The organism is Pseudomonas abietaniphila (assembly GCF_900100795.1).
GTDB classification, from domain to species: domain Bacteria; phylum Pseudomonadota; class Gammaproteobacteria; order Pseudomonadales; family Pseudomonadaceae; genus Aquipseudomonas; species Aquipseudomonas abietaniphila.
The window spans coordinates 152436-171519 of sequence record NZ_FNCO01000003.1 but is presented as its reverse complement, the minus strand read 5'-3'; the positions used below and the strand labels follow the sequence as shown (position 1 = coordinate 171519).

The following is a 19084-nucleotide window of genomic DNA, read 5'->3' as shown; positions in this document are numbered from 1 at the left end:
GAAGAGGCCGGGGCAGTCAACACATCTCTGGCGGCTGAAAAACCGCATTCGCCACCGTGGTAACCTCCGGCAGCTCCTACAGGGGTACTGCCGGATCCCCCGCAGGCTTGTGTCGGATGCTCCCACGGGGTTTGTGCCGGGCAGGACCGATGGCACCACGCGGTCCCTGTAGGAGCAATCCGAGGTTACGAGCGTCGCGAAGAGGCCGGGGCAGTCGACACACCTCTGGCAGCTGAAAGACCGCATTCGCCACCGTCGTAACCTCCGGCAGCTCCTACAGGGGTACTGCCGGATACTCCTACAGGTTTGGTGTCGAATGCTCCCACGGTTTTTGTGCCGGGCAGGAACGACGGCACCACGCGGTCTCTGTAGGGGCAATCCGAGGTTACGAGTGTCGCGAAGAGGCCGGGGCAGTCAACACACCTCTGGCCGCTGAAAAACCGCATTCGCCACCGTCGTAACCTCCGGCAGCTCCTACAAGGGTATTGCCGGATACCCCCGCAGGTTGGTGTCGGATGCTCCCACGGGGTTTGTGCCGGGCAGCGCCCAAAGGGCTGGGCGTCTATGGCGAATTTGGAATAAATTTTGCCAAGCGGATGTACAGCGCGCACCGGGCGCTGTACATATCCCACAGCAGAATTAATCGCGAACAAGGCCGTCAGCGTTCATGGCATCGAAATCGTTGCGCAACACCTTCCGCCGCCTCTGGGCGCTGGACAAGTTTTCCTACAGCGTGCGGGTTTTCATCGCGCTGACCGGCAGCATGGCGCTGTGCTGGTACCAAAATGAAATGTCGCTGGTCATCCCCCTGTTCCTCGGGATTATCGCCAGCGCCCTGTCCGAAACCGATGACAGCTGGCAAGGCCGCCTCAATGCCCTGGCGGTGACGCTGGTGTGCTTCAGCATCGCGGCGCTGTCCGTAGAGTTGCTGTTCCCCTACCCCGTCCTGTTCATTTGCGCGTTCGCCCTGGCGGCGTTCTGCCTGACCATGCTCGGCGCCTTGGGCGAACGTTATGGCGCCATCGCCTACGCGACGCTGATTCTGTCGGTCTACACCATGATCGGCGTGGACCAGCGCGGCGGCGAAGTCACCGACTTCTGGCACGAACCGATGCTGCTGGTGGCGGGGGCCGCGTGGTATGGCTTGCTGTCCGTGCTGTGGCAAATGCTGTTTTCCAACCAACCCGTGCAACAGGCACTGGCGCGGTTGTTTCGCGAACTGGGCCTGTACTTGAAGCTGAAATCGGAGCTTTTCGAGCCGATTCGTACCCTGGACGTCGAAGCCCGGCGCCTGGAGCTGGCCAAACAGAACGGCAAGGTCGTGGCCGCGCTCAACGTGACCAAGGAAATCATCCTCAACCGGGTCGGCAGCGGGCGTCCTGGCTCCAAAGTCAGCCGCTACCTGAAGCTGTATTTCCTCGCCCAGGACATCCACGAGCGTGCCAGTTCCTCGCATTATCCTTACAACTCGCTGGCCGAGGCGTTCTTCCACAGCGACGTGCTGTTCCGCTGTCAGCGCCTGCTGCGCCAACAAGGCAACGCCTGCCGCGACTTGTCGGTGTCTATCCAGTTGCGCCAACCGTTTATCTACGACGACAGCTTCGCCCATGCCCTGGACGACCTGCGCGCCTCCCTCGAACACTTGAGGATTCAGAGCAATCCCGCGTGGCGTGGATTGCTGCGCTCTCTGCGCGCACTGGCGAACAATCTGGGGACGCTGGATCGCCTGCTCAGCGATGCAAGCAACCCGGACGCGCTCGCCGATGCCACCGACAGCAGCCTGCTGGACCGCTCTCCCCGCACCCTCAAAGACGTCGTCACCCGCATCCGTCTGCAGCTGACGCCCACGTCACTTTTATTCCGGCACGCCCTGCGCCTGCCGCTGGCGTTGGTGATCGGCTACATCATGCTTCACCTGATTCACCCGTCGCAGGGCTACTGGATCATCCTGACCACGGTCTTTGTCTGTCAGCCAAGCTACGGCGCCACACGACGCAAACTCGGCCAGAGAATCATCGGCACCGCCATCGGCCTGACCGCCGGCTGGATTCTGTTCGACCTGATCACCACACCGGTTCTGCAATCGATGTGCGCGGTGCTGGCCGGCGTGGTGTTCTTCGTCAACCGCACCACGCGCTACACGCTTTCGACGGCTGCAATCACCGTCATGATCCTGTTCTGCTTCAATCAGGTCGGAAACGGTTACGGGTTGTTCCTGCCACGCCTGATGGACACCTTGCTGGGCAGCCTCATCGCAGGCCTGGCCGTGCTGTTGTTCCTGCCTGACTGGCAAGGTCGTCGCCTGAACAAAGTGCTGGCCAACACCTTGTCCTGCAACAGCATTTATCTGCGTCAGATCATGCAGCAATACGCGCAAGGCAAAAGTGACGACCTGGCGTATCGGCTTGCCCGCCGTAACGCCCACAACGCCGACGCTGCCCTCTCGACCACGCTGGCAAACATGCTTATGGAGCCTGGGCACTTCCGCAAGGAAGCCGACGTGGGCTTCCGCTTCCTGGTGCTGTCGCACACGCTGCTCAGTTATTTGTCGGGCCTGGGCGCGCACCGGGACACCCAACTGCCGGGTGATGCGCGGGAGCAATTGATCGAGGGCGCCGGCGCCAGCCTGGCCGCGAGCATCGATGAGATCGCCCAGAGCCTGGCAACACGTCAACCTGTCGCGGTGCACAGCGATGCCGAGGAGGCGCTGGCCGCGGATCTGGAGCAGATGCCGGAAGAGCTCGACGAGGCTCAGCGGCTGGTGCAGACCCAATTGGCATTGATCTGCCGCCAGCTCGGGCCGTTGCGCACACTCGCCGCGCACTTGATCAAGGCGCCGGAGAAAGTGTCGGACATTACAGACCGTGCAGCTTGAACAGCTTGTCGTAAGTGCCGTCGGTTTTCATGGCCGCGATGGCCTTGTCGAAGTCCGCGACGATTTTTTCGTGATCGGGATTCTTCAGGCTGACCAGAATATGCAGGCTGTTTTCACTCAGTGATTTGGGCAGGAATTCAACGCTGTCGCGCACCTCATCAGGCTCGCGACTGAGCGCAAAACGAGCGGCGTACTCATCTTCAACGGTTAATTCCACTCGCCCCGCCGCCAACATCCGCACGGCGGTCGAGAAGCTCGCAACCAGCACCTTTTTCAAATCGGCATCGCTGTCGAACGCGGGCGAGTACGCGTAACTGCGCACCACGGCGATTGAGTACGGGTGCAGTTGGGTGAGGTTCTGGTAGTCGATGGTTGAAGTCTTGCGCTTGAGAAAGCGTAAGCGGTTGATCAGGTACTCGCCGGAAAACTGGCCGATGCGCGTACGGTCTTCGCTGTACCAGGCATTGATCAGGATGTCGTAGCGCCCCTCGCTGGCACCATGGATGGCTCGCGCCCAAGGCACTTGCTCGTATTCGGTGGTGTAACCGGCACGGCCCAGGGCGGTGCGGATCAAGTCGGTGGAGAGCCCGCCGTTAAGCAGCGAAACATCCGCATAAGGCGCCCAAGCGTCTCCTGCCAGCCGCAGCTTCTGCGCCAGGGCGTCCTGCGCGATCAGCAGCAACCCCAACAGACCCACGGCTCGAAGCAAACGCGACATGCTCAAAATCCTTAGGCAGACGGCCAGTCTGCAATGGTTTCAGCGGCAATAAAGCGACACTGTGACGTCCCTGGTACGAGCAACGGGCAATTTGCATGGCCCCGATATGGCGATGTATAGCGATAGCAAGTGGCCTTCATTGAAGACCTGTTCCACGTTTTCCACAACTGTTAAGAGGACGATGTTTGTGCGGTCGTTCAAAAAAGTCGCACAAGAAAACAATGGCATGCGCCGCCCACCTGTGAAGGGTCACCACACGGTGACTTTGGGCTGACAGCAATATGCGTTTAGTATCCGTCATGGACTTCTTTTCGTGAGCTGGCGACATGTCGATCAACTGGATTTGCAAACACCATACCGCCCTGAGCAAAGAGCAGCTGTACGCCATCCTGCAACTGCGCGCGCAGGTGTTCGTGGTGGAGCAGAAATGCTGGTATCAGGACGTCGACGGTCAGGATTTACTGGGCGACACCCGGCATTTGATGGCGTGGCAAGACAACGAACTGGTGGCGTACCTGCGCCTGCTGGACCCGATCCAGCAGAACGGTGACGTGACCATCGGCCGTGTGGTGACTGCTCCATCAATGCGCAACAAGGGCATGGGCCACGAACTGATGGTGCAGGCGCTGGAACACGCGGAGCGCAACTGGCCGGACCAGCCGATCTATCTGTCCGCGCAGGCGCATCTGCAGGGTTACTACAGCCGTTATGGTTTTAATCCGGTGGGCGAGGTGTATGTCGAAGATGGCATCCCGCACCTCGGCATGCGCCGGGATCTGGATTGAGATTGTAAGTCTCCTCAACCGGCGTTGTGCGCAGGACCTGTGGGAGCGAATTCATTCGCGATACGGGAGTAGAGTCGATACAGGTGTATCGGATGTAACCACTTCTCGCGAATGAATTCGCTCCCACAGTCTCTATCTCTGGCCATCCCCTCAGGGATACCCCAACACCGCTTTGACCTGCTGCAGGTTCTGCACAATCCACTGCCTGTCGATCGCGCCCCAATCGCGAATCCGGTAACCGCCTGCGTGGTTACGCCCGCCGTCCAGTTGCTCGAACTCACAGACGATGTCCAGATCGGCCAGCGCCGCGATGGTGTCCTGCGCGGTGCGGCGCGGCATGCCCGTGACGTTGGTCAAGGCCGGGACGCTGCTGGCGATCCCGCTGTCGATCAGGTACGCCACGTACAGACGGCGATAGAAGCTGCTTTTGGTCTTGCTGACGTCCATCGTCAGGTCCTTGTCGAAGATAAAGGTGATCGCTAACCCTGCTGCATGTCCCGCCATGTCAGGTAGATGCGCAGATCGAACTCCAACTGGTGGTAACCCGGCTGCATGTGTTCGCACAACTGGTAGAACGCCTTGTTGTGCTCGGTCTCTTTGAAGTGCGCGAGTTCGTGAACCACGATCATCTTGAGGAACTCGGGGGCGGCGTCCTTGAACAACGACGCCACGCGGATTTCCTTCTTCGCCTTGAGCTTGCCGCCCTGCACACGGGACACCGTGGTGTGCAAACCCAGCGCACGGTGCGTCAGGTCCAGGCGGTTGTCGAAGAGCACTTTGTCGATGCCAGGCGCATTGCGCAGGTATTCCTGCTTGAGCGAGAGTGCGTACGCGTACAGCGCCTTGTCGCTCTGCACGTCATGACGTCCCGGATAGCGTTGCTCCAGGTAGGCGCCCAGTTTGTCCTGAGCAATCAGTTGCCGGACCTGATCCTGCAAGGAAGCCGGATAGGCCTGCAGATATTTGAGCGGCGTTGTTGCAGTGAAGGTCATGTTTAGATCGAAGGCGTTAAAAGGCGGCAGTCTACCGCGTCAGTGCTGTTCAAGCAGCGGATGCGTCGTGGGCAGAACAATCGGCTCGACAAAACGCACGGCCTCGTCCGGCGTCATCGGGTGCGCCAGCAGGAAGCCCTGAATGATCTCGCAGCCGTTGGCCACCAGCCATTGATACTGCTCCAGCGTTTCCACGCCCTCGGCGATGACCTCAATGTTCAGCATCCGGCACAAATCCATAATGGTGCGCGCCACGGCAAGATCACGCGGCGAACTCATCATGCCGCTGATGAAGTGCCGGTCGATCTTCAGCGTATCCAGGTCGAGGTTTCGCAGGTGGGCCAGCGAGCTGTCACCTGCGCCAAAGTCATCCAGTGAAACTCGCACGCCGATGTCGTGCAGGCTTTGCAGTTGCTTGCGACTGTGCACCAGGTTGTGAACCAGCGAGGGCTCGGTGATTTCAACTTCCAGCTGGCGTGGTTGCAGGCCGTGATTGTGCATGGCGCGCTGCAACTCGGCCGCCAGATTGGGCATGCTGAATTGCGCCGGGCTGACACTGACGCTCATCACCAGATCAGCCGGAAAGACTCCTTCCCACCGCTGCAGCTGTGCTGCGCCCTGCTCGAAGATCCACCCACCCAGTTTGTTGATCAGCCGGGTTTCTTCCAGCAACGGGATGAACAAGCTCGAAGGCACATCGCCAGCGTCCGGGTGATTCCAGCGCAAGAGCGCCTCGAAGCCACGGGTTCGCCCCGTGATCACGTTGATCTGCGGCTGGTAGACGATAGAGAAGTCCTTGCCTTCGATTGCCGTGCGCACGCTTTCTTCGAGCATTAACCGAGAACGGGCGCGACCGTTCATGTACTGATCGTAGAAGCGGTACTGCTGACGGCCTGCGCGCTTGGCCTCGTACATGGCAATGTCCGCCGCGCGCAACAAGCCGTCCAGGTGGGTGCCGCAGTCCGGGTACACCGCGATCCCGATGCTGGCGCCCAACGTTGCTTCGATCCCGTCGACATGACGCCGGGCAGACACGCGATCAATCAGTTTTTCCGCGACTTTGGCGGCATGCTCGGGAAAGTCCAGCCCGTCGATCACGACCACGAACTCGTCGCCGCCCATGCGCGCCAGCACGTCATACGGGCGCAGGCACTCCTTCAACTGCTCGGCAACCCAGACCAGCACCTGATCCCCGGCATCATGACCCAGCGAGTCGTTCACGTGCTTGAAGCCGTCCAGATCGAGGTACAGGACCACCAGGTACTTACCGGCGTGCTCGTTACGCAACAACATGCCTTCGACGGTCTGGTAGAAACCACGACGGTTGAGCAGGCCAGTCAGTGAGTCGGTCACGGCCTGTTGCTCAAGCTGACTGTAGAGATCTCGCACTACCGACATGTCGAGCACGCTCAACACCATCGCTTTCTGTTCTTCCGGCAAGGGCGCGCAAGACAACGCCACCGGCAACTGGCGCCCCTCAGGCGTGCGCATGACGGCATCGTGAACCCGATAGGTGTCGGCGCGTCGGTAGTGATGATAGAACCCCGAGTCGGTCCACTCAGTGACCGCCGGCTCCTCCAGATAACAGCACAACCCGGTGCCACGCAGCTCGCCGTCGGTCATGCCCAGCAATCGACAGATCGCCGGATTGGCAAAGCTGATGATGCCGTCCTCGTTGACCACCAGAATCCCTTCAGCAACGTTGGCCAATACCGAGGCGTTGAACGCTCGTGCCGACTCCAGCTCGCGGCTGAGTTTCTGCAAGGCGCGCCGATTGTGCTGATGCTCCAGCAGGGCCTGAACCTTGGGCTTGAGGATGTTGGGGTCGAACGGTTTGAACAGGTAGTCCACCGCACCGCTGGCATAGCCTTTATGCACGGCGTCGCGGGATTGTTCGTTGGCGGTCAGGAAAATGATCGGCGTCAGGCGCGTTCGCTGACTGCCGCGCATCAGGCGGGCAACTTCAAAACCGTCCATTTCGGGCATCTGCACATCGAGCAGGACGAGGTCGACGTCTACATCAAGCAGCAGCCCCAGCGCCTCCATGCCAGAACTGGCGGTGACGATTTCCCAGTCCTGACGCTGCAGGACAGCACGCATCGTGACCAGGTTTTCTGGATAGTCGTCGACGACCAACAAGACTGACTTGCCGTTGGGAGGTTGGGATTGCGCGCATTCCATGCTGCTACTCATTCACTTCTACTGCCTTGTGAAGGGGCTCCGCCCATGATCCGATTGGCGCTTACTCTAGACCCGAATGGAAAAAAAAGAAGCAGAGCCACCGTTTTGCCATCCAAAATCGGGATCCAACCCGACTAACGGTCATCGCCCTGAGCGGTCGCCCCACCCTGCCGCGCATCAAATATAGCGGCACATTGACCTCAGCCACTCGACGGATTCACGTTAACAAACGGCGAGGCGAAACGTATAAGGGGACCCCCTCAAACCCTTGCGCCAGACACGTTTGCTGGCAATGAGACATATCGGACGAAAGACAACATGATTGATTTGGGAACCTGGAATCTGAGCATTCCAGTGGGCTCGCCCCCCACCACCATTGAAACAAAGCAGCTACTCCAGGGTTACGACGACAAGTACTTCACCTCAGGGTCATCGAATATCAGCTTCTGGGCGCCAGTGACCGGCGCAAGGACCGCCAACGCGATCTACCCACGCACCGAGTTGCGCGAAACCTGGTCCAACGGCACGCTGCATAACTGGACCTACACCGAAGCCGACAACTTTCTGAACGCCAAGCTCAAGGTCATTCAGGTCCCGTCTTCCGGGCGCGTGGTGATCGGTCAGATCCACGTGTACGAGAGCACTCAACCACTGTTGAAGCTCGAATATCAATACCAGGATGCCACCAAGGACGGGATCATCGTCGCCAAAGTGCGATTCCATCCCAACGACAAGAAGCCGCGCATCTTCACCATTGCTGAAGGCATCCATCTCAACGAAACCTTCAATTACGTCATCCACCTCAACAAGGCCGGGCTGCTCAGTGTGAAGGCGCACAATATGGTGTGGAACGACCGCATCAGCGCGACCTGGAGCAAGCAGCAGCTGTACTTCAAGGCCGGGGTCTATACCCAGGACAACACCGGGTATACCAGCGAAGGCGGCAAGGCGATGTTCTTCAATCTGGATGTCGATCACAACAAGTCCTGACCGAGCGTCTGCCCCAAATGAAAAAGCCCGCGCTTCCAGGAAGTGCGGGCTTTTAGTAAGGCCAGACGATTTACGCTGCGCGGTACTCTTTTTCAGCCGCGTCGAATCGCGCCTGCATGCCGGCTGAAGGGCCTTTGCCCAGCAGGCTGAACACCACAATGGCGAGGCTGGCGAAGATGAAGCCCGGAATGATTTCGTACAGGCCCAGCAGCTCGAAATGCTTCCAGACCACGACCGTCACAGCGCCCACCAGAATGCCGGCCAACGCGCCATTGCGGGTCATGCCTTTCCACATCACGGAGATGAGCACGACAGGACCGAACGCAGCACCGAAGCCTGCCCATGCGTAGCTGACCAATCCCAGCACCCGGTTCTCAGGGTTGGCGGCCAGGGCAATGGCGATCAACGCCACCAGCAGCACCATCACACGACCGACCCACACCAGCTCACGCTGCGAAGCCTGCTTGCGCAGGAACGCTTTGTAGAAGTCTTCGGTCAGCGCGCTAGAACACACCAGCAACTGACAGCTCAAGGTGCTCATGACCGCCGCCAGAATCGCCGACAGCAACACGCCCGCGATCCATGGATTGAACAGGATCTTGGCCAGTTCGATGAACACACGCTCGTGGTTTTCTGTGACAGGGCCTGCAACCTCCGGATGCGCCGAGAAGTAGGCGATGCCGAAGAAGCCCACGGCGACCGTGCCACCCAGGCACAGGATCATCCAGGTCATGGAGATACGGCGAGCCTTGGCGATCGACTTGACCGAATCCGCCGCCATGAAGCGGGCCAGGATATGCGGCTGGCCGAAGTAACCCAGCCCCCAACCCATCAAGGAAATCACACCGATGAAGGTGGTGTTCTTGAGCATGTCGAAGCTGGTCGGATCTTTCGCCTCGATGGCCAGGAACGTGGTGTCGACGCCACCGGTGGCCAGCAGAACGATGATTGGCGTGAGGATAAGGGCGAAAATCATCAGTGTGGCTTGCACCGTATCGGTCCAGCTCACGGCCAGGAAGCCACCGATGAAGGTGTAGGCGATGGTGGCAGCGGCGCCAGCCCAGAGTGCCGTTTCGTACGACATGCCAAAGGTGCTTTCGAACAGACGCGCACCTGCAACGATGCCCGAGGCGCAGTAGATGGTGAAGAACACCAGAATCACGATGGCCGAAATCACCCGCAGCAAGCCACTGGTGTCTTCGAACCGGCTGGCGAAGTAATCCGGCAGGGTCAACGCATCGCCGTTGTGCTCGGTCTGGACGCGCAAACGACCGGCGACGAACAGCCAGTTCAGATAAGCGCCCACGATCAGCCCGATGGCGATCCAGCTTTCCGACAGACCCGACAGGTAGATGGCACCCGGCAAGCCCATGAGCAGCCAGCCGCTCATGTCGGAAGCACCCGCTGAAAGCGCAGTGACGACGCTCCCGAGGCTACGTCCGCCCAGAATGTAATCCGACAGGTTGTTGGTGGAGCGATAAGCCATGAGTCCGATCAGAACCATGGCCGCGATGTAGATCACAAACGTGATCAGAGTAGGATTGCTGATGCTCATTGTGTGTCCGTGCGTTGTTTTTATGGCAGGAGCAACGGGTTGCACCAAGGGCGCGCATGCTAGTCAACATCGCAAGCCGGGCGCAACCCAGAGATGAGAATTAGTTTCAACTTTTCCTTCATAAATTGTAACCAACTGGAATTCCTGCTCTTTTTTTGCGCGCTGCGATGCCTCTTGCAGGCCGCTGGCACCAAGGCTGTGCGCCGGATTTCCCGCCTTCGTCCGCCCGTGGACGGTTCATCGGAAATATCTGGAAAAAACCGGTTGCACCCGGTTGCACCCTTACTTTCACGCAGCTACTCTTGGCGGCAGCTATAGCCACACACATGGTGGCTCTTATGAGGACAAAACATGGCGACCACCACCCTGGGTGTCAAACTCGACGACCCGACCCGCGAGCGATTGAAAGCGGCTGCGCAGTCCATTGACCGGACCCCGCACTGGCTCATCAAGCAGGCGATTTTCAATTACCTGGAAAAACTCGAGGGTGGTGCAACCCTTAGCGAACTCAACGGCCAAGGCAACAAGGACGCCGATGACCAAGGCGAACTGCCGGTGGATAACGCCCATCAAGCGTTCCTCGAGTTCGCCGAAAGCATCCTGCCCCAGTCCGTACTGCGCGCAGCCATCACCTCGGCCTATCGCCGCCCGGAGCCTGAGGTCGTGCCGATGTTGCTGGAACAGGCACGGCTGCCTGCTCCGATGGCTGACGCAACGCACAAGCTGGCCGCTTCGATTGCCGAAAAGCTGCGCAACCAGAAGAGCGCAGGCGGTCGCGCCGGTATCGTGCAGGGCCTGTTGCAAGAGTTCTCGCTGTCGTCCCAGGAAGGCGTGGCCCTGATGTGTCTGGCCGAAGCGCTGTTGCGCATCCCGGACAAAGGCACTCGCGATGCGCTGATCCGCGACAAGATCAGCACCGGTAACTGGCATCCGCATCTGGGCAACAGCCCGTCGCTGTTCGTCAATGCCGCCACGTGGGGTCTGCTGCTGACCGGCAAACTGGTCAGCACCCACAACGAAGCCGGCCTGACGTCCTCGCTGAGCCGCATCATTGGCAAGTCCGGCGAACCGATGATCCGCAAGGGCGTCGACATGGCCATGCGCCTGATGGGCGAGCAGTTCGTCACCGGCGAAACCATCGGCGAAGCCTTGGCCAACGCCAGCAAGTTCGAAGCCAAAGGCTTCCGTTATTCCTACGACATGCTCGGTGAAGCAGCGCTGACCGAACACGACGCGCAGAAGTACCTCGCCTCGTACGAGCAGGCGATCCATTCCATCGGCAAGGCGTCGCACGGCCGCGGCATTTACGAAGGCCCGGGCATCTCCATCAAGCTCTCGGCGCTGCACCCGCGCTACAGCCGCGCGCAGTACGAGCGTGTGATGGAAGAGCTGTACCCGCGCCTGCTGTCCCTCACCCTGCTGGCCAAGCAATACGACATCGGTCTGAACATCGATGCCGAAGAAGCCGACCGCCTGGAGCTGTCGCTGGACCTGCTCGAACGCCTCTGTTTCGAACCGCAGCTGACCGGCTGGAACGGCATCGGCTTCGTGATTCAGGCTTACCAGAAACGCTGCCCGTACGTGATTGACTACGTCATCGATCTGGCCCGTCGCAGCCGTCATCGCCTGATGATCCGTCTGGTGAAAGGCGCTTACTGGGACAGCGAAATCAAGCGCGCCCAGGTAGAAGGCCTGGAAGGCTATCCGGTCTACACCCGAAAGGTGTACACCGACGTCTCCTACATTGCGTGCGCGCGCAAACTGCTGTCGGTACCGGAAGTCATCTACCCGCAGTTCGCGACTCACAACGCCCATACCCTGTCGGCGATCTACCACATTGCCGGTCAGAACTATTACCCCGGCCAGTACGAGTTCCAGTGCCTCCACGGCATGGGCGAGCCGCTGTACGAGCAGGTTGTCGGCAAGGTCGCCGATGGCAAGCTGAATCGGCCGTGCCGTGTGTACGCCCCGGTAGGGACTCACGAAACCCTGTTGGCGTATCTGGTTCGTCGCCTGCTGGAAAACGGCGCCAACACCTCGTTCGTAAACCGCATTGCCGACCAGTCGATCTCCATTCAGGAACTGGTCGCCGACCCGGTATCGAGCATCGAACGCATGGCCACGCAAGAAGGGGGTTTCGGCCTGCCGCACCCACGCATTCCATTGCCGCGTGACCTGTATGGCCGCGAACGCGCCAACTCGGCCGGTATCGACATGGCCAACGAACATCGCCTGGCCTCACTGTCCTCGGCACTGCTTGCCACTGCGCACAACGACTGGAAAGCCGGCCCGATGCTGGGCAGTCCGGTCAGCGCGGGCGCCGAAGCGCCTGTTCTGAACCCGTCTGACCTGCGCGACGTCGTCGGCCATGTTCAGGAAGCGAGCCTGGAAGACGTCGACAATGCGCTGCTCAGCGCCCTCAGCGCAGGCCCGATCTGGCAAGCCACGCCGCCCGCCGAACGCGCCGCCATCCTTGAGCGCGCCGCCGACCTGATGGAAGCCGACATCCAGCCGCTGATGGGGCTGCTGGCCCGTGAAGCCGGCAAAACCTACGCCAACGCCATCGCCGAAGTCCGCGAGGCCGTGGATTTCCTGCGCTATTACGCCGTTCAGGCCCGCTACGACTTCAGCAACGACGCGCACCGCCCGCTGGGCCCGGTGGTGTGCATCAGCCCGTGGAACTTCCCGCTGGCAATTTTCAGCGGTCAAGTCGCTGCTGCTCTGGCCGCCGGTAACCCCGTGCTGGCCAAGCCTGCCGAGCAAACGCCGCTGGTGGCCGCACAGGCCGTGCGTATCCTGCTCGAAGCCGGCATTCCGGAAGGCGTGGTGCAACTGCTGCCGGGCCGTGGTGAAACCGTCGGAGCGCGACTGGTGGGTGATGAGCGCGTCAAAGGCGTGATGTTCACCGGTTCCACCGAAGTCGCGCGTCTGCTGCAACGCAACATCGCCGGTCGTCTTGATGCGCAAGGTCGTCCGATTCCGCTGATCGCCGAAACCGGTGGCCAGAACGCGATGATCGTCGACTCCTCCGCCCTGACCGAGCAAGTGGTCATCGACGTGGTGTCGTCCGCTTTCGACAGCGCCGGTCAGCGTTGCTCGGCGCTGCGGGTACTCTGCCTGCAGGAAGATTCCGCCGACCGCGTCATCGAAATGCTCAAAGGTGCCATGGCTGAAAACCGCCTCGGCAACCCGGAACGCTTGTCGGTCGACATTGGTCCGGTGATCGACGCCGACGCCAAAGCCGGCATCGAGAAACACATCCAGGCCATGCGTGACAAAGGCCGCAACGTGTATCAGGTTGCCATCGCCGACAGCGACGAGATCAAGCGTGGCACCTACGTCATGCCGACCCTGATCGAGCTGGAAAGCTTCGACGAACTGCAACGTGAAATCTTCGGCCCGGTCCTGCACGTCGTGCGCTACAAGCGCAAAGAACTGGACCAACTGATCGCACAGATCAACGCCTCCGGTTACGGCCTGACGCTGGGCGTGCACACGCGCATCGACGAAACCATCGCCAAGGTGATCGACTCGGTCAACGCCGGCAACATGTACGTGAACCGCAACATCGTCGGTGCCGTGGTGGGTGTACAGCCGTTTGGTGGCGAAGGCCTGTCGGGGACGGGCCCGAAAGCCGGTGGCCCGCTGTACCTGTACCGCTTGCTGTCGACCCGCCCCGTCGATGCCGTGCAGAGGTCGTTCGCCAGCCGTGATGCCGAAACTGCGCCGGACACACGCATGCGTGAAACCCTGCTCAAGCCGCTGACCGCACTGAAGGCCTGGGCTGCCAGCCAACAGCTGACAGAGCTCGACACCCTGTGCACGCAGTTCGCCGAGCAATCGCAAAGCGGCGTCACCCGCCTGTTGGCGGGCCCAACCGGCGAGCGCAACAGCTACAGCATCCTGCCGCGCGAGCACGTGCTGTGTCTGGCCGACGACGAAGCCGACTTGCTGACCCAACTCGCAGCCGTGATGGCCGTCGGCAGCACGGCCATCGTGCCGGACAACGAGCTGAGCAAGCCGCTTTACAAACGCCTGCCAAAAGACGTTCAGGCACGCATCAAGCTGGTGAGCGACTGGAACAAGGACGACGTCGTCATCGACGCCGTCCTGCACCACGGCGACTCCGACCAGTTGCGTGCCATCTGCGAGCAGGTTGCCCAACGCAGCGGCGCCATCGTGGGCGTCCACGGCCTGTCCAAAGGCGAAACCGGCATCGCGCTGGAACGTCTGGTGATTGAACGTGCATTGAGCGTTAACACGGCTGCGGCAGGTGGTAATGCGAGCTTGATGACGATCGGGTAGCTTCAGGTGCCTGCTTCATGTAACAGACGGCACGCAATCCCCGTGTAGGAGCGCGCTTGCCCGCGATGCGTCAACGCAGACACCACAACGGTGTCTGATTGATCGCAATCGCGGGCAAGCGCGCTCCTGCCGTTTCGCGATGCTCGTCGCGACTGAATTCGACCCCCGTTCTACCCCTCCATCACCCAGATCAATCTTGCTGTTCACCCCTTTCTGGCACACCTAGACTCACGGCACTCCACCAAAAGGTACACCGCCATGTCCGAGACGCTGCTCAGTTCACGCAATCTGGCTTTCGAGCTGTATGAAGTGCTGGATGCCGAAGCGCTGACGCAACGTGAGCGTTTTGCCGAACACAACCGCGAGACGTTCGACGCAGCGATCACCACCGCCCGGACCATCGCCGAGAAGTACTTCGCGCCGCACAACCGCAAGAACGATGAAAACGAGCCCCGTTATGAGAACGGCGAGGCCGTTTTGATTCCTGAGGTGAAGCCCGCCGTGGACGCGTTTCTGGAGGCCGGCTTTCTGAACGCGGCGCGCAGCTTTGAAGCGGGCGGCATGCAATTACCGACGCTGCTGTCTCAAGCCTGTTTCGCGCATTTTCAGTCGGCCAACGCGGCGTCGACGTCGTACCCGTTTCTGACCATGGGCGCGGCGAATCTCATCGAAAACTTCGGCAGCGATGAGCAGAAGCAGCGTTTCCTGCAACCAATGATCGAGGGGCGCTTCTTCGGCACCATGGCCTTGACCGAGCCGCATGCGGGCTCGTCGCTGTCGGACATTCGTACCCGTGCCGAGCCCGCCGAAGACGGCACCTACCGGCTGCGCGGCAACAAGATCTTTATCTCTGGCGGCGACCATCCGCTGTCGGAAAACATCGTGCATCTGGTGCTGGCCAAACTGCCTGACGCACCGCCGGGCGTGAAGGGCATTTCGCTGTTCATCGTGCCGAAGTTTCTGGTCAACGACGACGGCAGTCTTGGCGCGCGCAACGATGTGCTGCTGGCCGGACTGTTTCACAAAATGGGCTGGCGCGGGACGACGTCCACGGCGCTGAATTTTGGCGACAACGCCGAGTGTGTCGGCTATCTGGTCGGCAAGCCGCACCACGGCCTGAGCTATATGTTCCAGATGATGAACGAAGCCCGGATAGGCGTGGGCATGGGCGCGGTCATGCTGGGTTACGCCGGTTATCTTTACTCGCTGGAGTACGCCCGCGAGCGGCCGCAAGGTCGGCTGCCAGACAGCAAGAACCCGGAAAGCGCACCGGTCTCGATCATTCAGCACGCGGATGTCAAACGCATGCTGCTGACCCAGAAAGCCTACGTGGAAGGCTCGTTCGACCTGGGGCTTTACGCGGCCCGCCTGTTCGACGACACGCAGACAGGCGAAACCGAAGATCAGCGCAAGCTCGCCCATGAACTGCTCGACCTGCTGACGCCAATCGTCAAATCCTGGCCCTCGGAGTTTTGCCTCAAGGCCAACGAACTGGCGATCCAGATTCTCGGCGGGCATGGCTACACGCGTGAATACCCGGTCGAGCAGTACTACCGCGACAACCGCCTCAATCCGATTCATGAAGGCACCCACGGCATTCAGTCGCTGGATCTGCTGGGCCGCAAGCTGGCGCAGAACGGTGGCGCGGGCCTCAAGCAGTTGGTCAGGTTGATTGCCGATACCTGTGAGCGTGCACACGCGCACGAATCGCTCTCCACACTGCGCCAGCCGCTGGAGCAACTCGTCGCTCGGCTGCAATCGGTCACCCTGGAGTTGCTCACCGATCTCGCTCAAGGGAAGGTCACGGCCACGCTGGCCAACTCCGCGCTGTACCTTAAGGCCTTTGGTCACACGGTCATCGGCTGGCGCTGGCTGGAACAAGCCATCCGCGCGCAGGAAGGACTGAATACCGGCAACACGGCCGACGCGGATTTCTACAAAGGAAAGCTTCAGGCGGCCCGGTACTTCCTGACCTGGGAAGTACCGGCCTGCCATCACGAACTGTCCATTTTGCAAGCCCGAGATGATGTGTGCCTGTCGATGCAGAACGACTGGTTCTGACTCAGCGCATCAGGATCTCGGCGGGAAGAAAGCGTCCACCAGCGCCTTTGCGTCTTCACCCAGTTTGGCGGCGTACTGGTCTCGGCTGAACGCCTCACCGGTGCGCAAGTCATACGCGGGGCCCGACACCTGCTCGACCGGGATCTGTCTGAGCTGGACATTCATGAACCGGTAGTTGCTGCCCGCCACTTCTTCGATGCGCTGAATCTGGAAGTAGTGGCCCGGCAGAAACACGGATTCGACCTCATTCGGGCTCTCCGAGAACGGGCTGATGGGAGTCGCGTTCAAGTATTCGCCCGCCGGTAATTCGAATACGACCGAGGTGTCGTCAAACGTGATCGCACCTACGTGGCTCGCCGATGAGGCCCCGCCCTGGCTACTGGCGAACACCCTGGCGATGTAAGGGTTTTCACTGAACGAAGTAACGTCCGTATTGACCAGCACGTCGCCTGCCTTGAGCTTGCCCTCACGAAATACCCTCCCCGAAGTGCCTCGCTCACCACTGCCACCTCGATACAACGCGACGTCATTGTTGGGCTCTACCTCCGAGATGTCCTCGACCAGACGCTCGAGCGCCTCGATTTGATCCGTACCCCGCTGCTCTCCCGTGCGCAAGAAAACGTTGTAGGCATCGTCGTCCTCGGTATAGCGGGTGATCGCACCACCGAAGTAAGCATTGTCTGTGGTTTTGAATACCCGGTGCTTTTCATTCCAGGCGTCGATAACCACGTCTTCGCCCTCTGAGTCGGAAACCACTTCCTCGTCGGAGTCCAGTTCGTACACATTGACCGCCGACGCCTGACGCTGATTACCCAACGCTGACAGGCGCCGCTCTTCGTCCAGATTGAATTGCATGTGGGTGTCCCAGAAGGGCGACGAGGTCGTGGCATAAGGTTTCGCCGCCTGGGAACCGGATGCCTTGGGCGATTCACCTGGCGTCTCCACCGGCGGCTTGCCGCCCACCAGTTTTGGCGGCTGAAGCAACTCCCATTGATCCAGCGCATTGAGGCGAACCGGCCGAGCGCCGCTGAACGCGAACGGATTGTGGGGATCCACGATGGCCCAGGTGTTGAGGTCGTTCAGGTACCGCACGCGGTAGGGCAGATCACCCAGGGTGATCCAGGTTTCGCCGTTTTCCAGCACATGGACGCCGCGGGTGTTTACGTTCCCGGTGTCTGCGGGGATGTCGTCCAATACCTCATTACCCTCAAGGCCCGCCAGTGACTCAGTGTCCGTTCCGGATGCACGCTCTGGTAACGGCGCAGCTTCTCCCGCACGACCGATACTGGCCAACAGCGGCAGGTTGAGAAACAGGTACACCGCGTTGATGATCGCGCCGATCACGCCCGCCTTGCGCAGCGTCTTGGTACGCCCATGGATGGCTTGGTCGATATTCAAACCAACACTGGCGATGCCGGCGCCCACCAGGCTCAGCGCAACCGGCCACGCCAGCGGCGCCACACCGCCGGCCATACGGATGAACGCGCCCAGATAGCCGATCCACATCTGTTTGCGCAGGCTGGCATTGCTGGTCAATTGGGCGTTGAGGTCCTCGTTCATTTCACGCTGCGCTGTGTCGCGCAAGCGCTCGAAAACAGACTGCGGGCTCGCGGCCGGGGAATCGCCAATGAGCGTCTGCTCGGCCGACCATGGCTGAGCAGCGCGCGCGGACAGTCTGGCGTCTGCAAATGCCAGCTGCTCGGCCCCTCGTGCGAAATGCGACACCAGCGCCGCCTTCGTTTCAGGCTCGCGCAGTTGCGATTGCACCCATTGATACAGCGCGGGTTCATCGGCAAAACACTGGAACATCGGTTGCACATCGGGCTTGAACACGATCCGGCGTCCCTGCCCATTCTTGATGAGCAGCATGTCTCTGGCTTCGTGCCCTGCAAGCTGAAACACCTGCATCGTCACACCCGCCGAAAAACCCGGGTTCTCCTGCAGCATGTCCCACGTCACGTGGGGGTCGGTAGCACCGGTGACCGCCATCAGCACGGTCTGAAAATCGTCCATCGATAACCGCTTTTTGCTCAACGCCAAGCCTGCCGATGACAGCAGGTTGATCTTGGCGAGCGTGCAGAAATCCTGCTCATGAGCACGCCAGAACGCCTCGACCTTGTGTTTCAAATCCGTGGCGAAATCCAGCTTCCAGAAATCCTGCAGCACGTCGCTGGGCAGCATCGGGACTTCATTGTGTTCGTTGTAAAAGCGTTGATCGGCACCCACCGTGTAAAAGCCGCTGTAGGTGTTCAGCTCATCAGCGGACACCGTGTCACTGGCACTGAAGCGGTGCATGACCAGTTCGATCAGCGTCATGGATTCGGACGGCGGCCCTACGTGTTCCCAACCTGTGAAGGTGGCGCCGCTGTTGTTCGCCCGGTTAAAGCGGTGCCAATACACCTTCGCGGGATCCAAGGGTTTGCCCGTGTGCTTGATGACAATCGCACGGGCAGCCTGAAACGCCATGGCGTAAAGGTCGGGGTATGTCCCCATGAGCGCGGCGGCGCGTCGTTGAAGCGTCCCGCCGTCAGATAACGCGCGGGGCGCGTTGATGGTGGTCATTCCGAGCGTGGTTGACTGCATGACTTCCTGTCCTTGTCTGTAGGAAAGTCATGCACGTAA

The 19084-nt window shown here is 60.4% G+C and carries 11 protein-coding genes; 5 read left to right on the top strand and 6 right to left on the bottom strand.

Annotated elements, in window-relative coordinates; genetic code table 11:
* The first annotated feature begins 667 nt into the window (after positions 1–667).
* Positions 668–2875, top strand: coding sequence for a YccS family putative transporter (yccS, locus tag BLS87_RS07580; protein WP_074751688.1), 2208 nt, complete (start codon positions 668–670; stop codon positions 2873–2875).
* Here yccS and BLS87_RS07575 read toward each other — a convergent pair.
* Positions 2856–3593: a substrate-binding periplasmic protein gene (locus tag BLS87_RS07575; RefSeq protein ID WP_074751686.1), complete on the bottom strand. Its 738-nt coding sequence runs from the start codon at positions 3591–3593 to the stop codon at positions 2856–2858. The genes yccS and BLS87_RS07575 overlap by 20 nt on opposite strands.
* Before the next feature lie 326 nt (positions 3594–3919).
* Here BLS87_RS07575 and BLS87_RS07570 point away from each other — a divergent pair, with 326 nt between their 5' ends.
* On the top strand, positions 3920–4378 hold the full coding sequence (locus BLS87_RS07570; protein WP_074751684.1) for a GNAT family N-acetyltransferase: 459 nt from the start codon (positions 3920–3922) through the stop codon (positions 4376–4378).
* Positions 4379–4528: 150 nt separating this feature from the next.
* Here the strand turns inward: BLS87_RS07570 and BLS87_RS07565 are convergent, their stop codons facing one another.
* The 3 genes from BLS87_RS07565 to BLS87_RS07555 are packed head-to-tail and all read right to left on the bottom strand — an operon-like array spanning position 4529 to position 7563.
* Positions 4529–4825: a winged helix-turn-helix domain-containing protein gene (locus BLS87_RS07565; protein ID WP_074751682.1), complete on the bottom strand. Its 297-nt coding sequence runs from the start codon at positions 4823–4825 to the stop codon at positions 4529–4531.
* Positions 4826–4857: 32 nt separating this feature from the next.
* Positions 4858–5370 carry a YgjP-like metallopeptidase domain-containing protein gene (locus tag BLS87_RS07560; protein WP_074751680.1) on the bottom strand — a complete coding sequence of 171 codons (513 nt, stop codon included), beginning with the start codon at positions 5368–5370 and terminating at the stop codon, positions 4858–4860.
* Between the two features lie 39 nt (positions 5371–5409).
* On the bottom strand, positions 5410–7563 hold the full coding sequence (locus BLS87_RS07555; RefSeq protein ID WP_425262204.1) for a two-component system response regulator: 2154 nt from the start codon (positions 7561–7563) through the stop codon (positions 5410–5412).
* A 306-nt stretch (positions 7564–7869) separates the two neighbouring features.
* On the opposite strand from BLS87_RS07555, the gene BLS87_RS07550 reads away from it, so the two are divergent.
* On the top strand, positions 7870–8541 hold the full coding sequence (locus tag BLS87_RS07550; RefSeq protein WP_074751676.1) for a polysaccharide lyase family 7 protein: 672 nt from the start codon (positions 7870–7872) through the stop codon (positions 8539–8541).
* Positions 8542–8611: 70 nt separating this feature from the next.
* Here BLS87_RS07550 and putP read toward each other — a convergent pair whose 3' ends face one another.
* The gene (gene putP / locus BLS87_RS07545) at positions 8612–10096 is read right to left on the bottom strand and encodes a sodium/proline symporter PutP (RefSeq protein WP_074751674.1); all 1485 of its coding nucleotides are present in this window, start codon (positions 10094–10096) and stop codon (positions 8612–8614) included.
* A gap of 351 nt (positions 10097–10447) precedes the next feature.
* On the opposite strand from putP, the gene putA reads away from it, so the two are divergent.
* Together putA and BLS87_RS07535 are read left to right on the top strand one after the other, a co-directional pair.
* Positions 10448–14401, top strand: coding sequence for a trifunctional transcriptional regulator/proline dehydrogenase/L-glutamate gamma-semialdehyde dehydrogenase (putA, locus tag BLS87_RS07540; RefSeq protein ID WP_074751672.1), 3954 nt, complete (start codon positions 10448–10450; stop codon positions 14399–14401).
* Positions 14402–14659: 258 nt separating this feature from the next.
* Complete coding sequence (locus BLS87_RS07535; RefSeq protein WP_074751670.1) at positions 14660–16462, top strand: acyl-CoA dehydrogenase; 1803 nt, start codon at positions 14660–14662, stop codon at positions 16460–16462.
* A gap of 9 nt (positions 16463–16471) precedes the next feature.
* On the opposite strand, the gene BLS87_RS07530 is transcribed toward BLS87_RS07535, so the two are convergent.
* Positions 16472–19045 carry a dermonecrotic toxin domain-containing protein gene (locus tag BLS87_RS07530; protein WP_143024327.1) on the bottom strand — a complete coding sequence of 858 codons (2574 nt, stop codon included), beginning with the start codon at positions 19043–19045 and terminating at the stop codon, positions 16472–16474.
* Positions 19046–19084 lie beyond the last annotated feature (39 nt).

Coding starts and splice junctions, on each gene's coding strand:
- yccS (WP_074751688.1), top strand. CDS start 668: ATGGCATCGAAATCGTTGCGCAACACCTTCCGCCGCCTCTGGGCGCTG.
- BLS87_RS07575 (WP_074751686.1), bottom strand. CDS start 3,593: ATGTCGCGTTTGCTTCGAGCCGTGGGTCTGTTGGGGTTGCTGCTGATC.
- BLS87_RS07570 (WP_074751684.1), top strand. CDS start 3,920: ATGTCGATCAACTGGATTTGCAAACACCATACCGCCCTGAGCAAAGAG.
- BLS87_RS07565 (WP_074751682.1), bottom strand. CDS start 4,825: ATGGACGTCAGCAAGACCAAAAGCAGCTTCTATCGCCGTCTGTACGTG.
- BLS87_RS07560 (WP_074751680.1), bottom strand. CDS start 5,370: ATGACCTTCACTGCAACAACGCCGCTCAAATATCTGCAGGCCTATCCG.
- BLS87_RS07555 (WP_425262204.1), bottom strand. CDS start 7,563: ATGAGTAGCAGCATGGAATGCGCGCAATCCCAACCTCCCAACGGCAAG.
- BLS87_RS07550 (WP_074751676.1), top strand. CDS start 7,870: ATGATTGATTTGGGAACCTGGAATCTGAGCATTCCAGTGGGCTCGCCC.
- putP (WP_074751674.1), bottom strand. CDS start 10,096: ATGAGCATCAGCAATCCTACTCTGATCACGTTTGTGATCTACATCGCG.
- putA (WP_074751672.1), top strand. CDS start 10,448: ATGGCGACCACCACCCTGGGTGTCAAACTCGACGACCCGACCCGCGAG.
- BLS87_RS07535 (WP_074751670.1), top strand. CDS start 14,660: ATGTCCGAGACGCTGCTCAGTTCACGCAATCTGGCTTTCGAGCTGTAT.
- BLS87_RS07530 (WP_143024327.1), bottom strand. CDS start 19,045: ATGCAGTCAACCACGCTCGGAATGACCACCATCAACGCGCCCCGCGCG.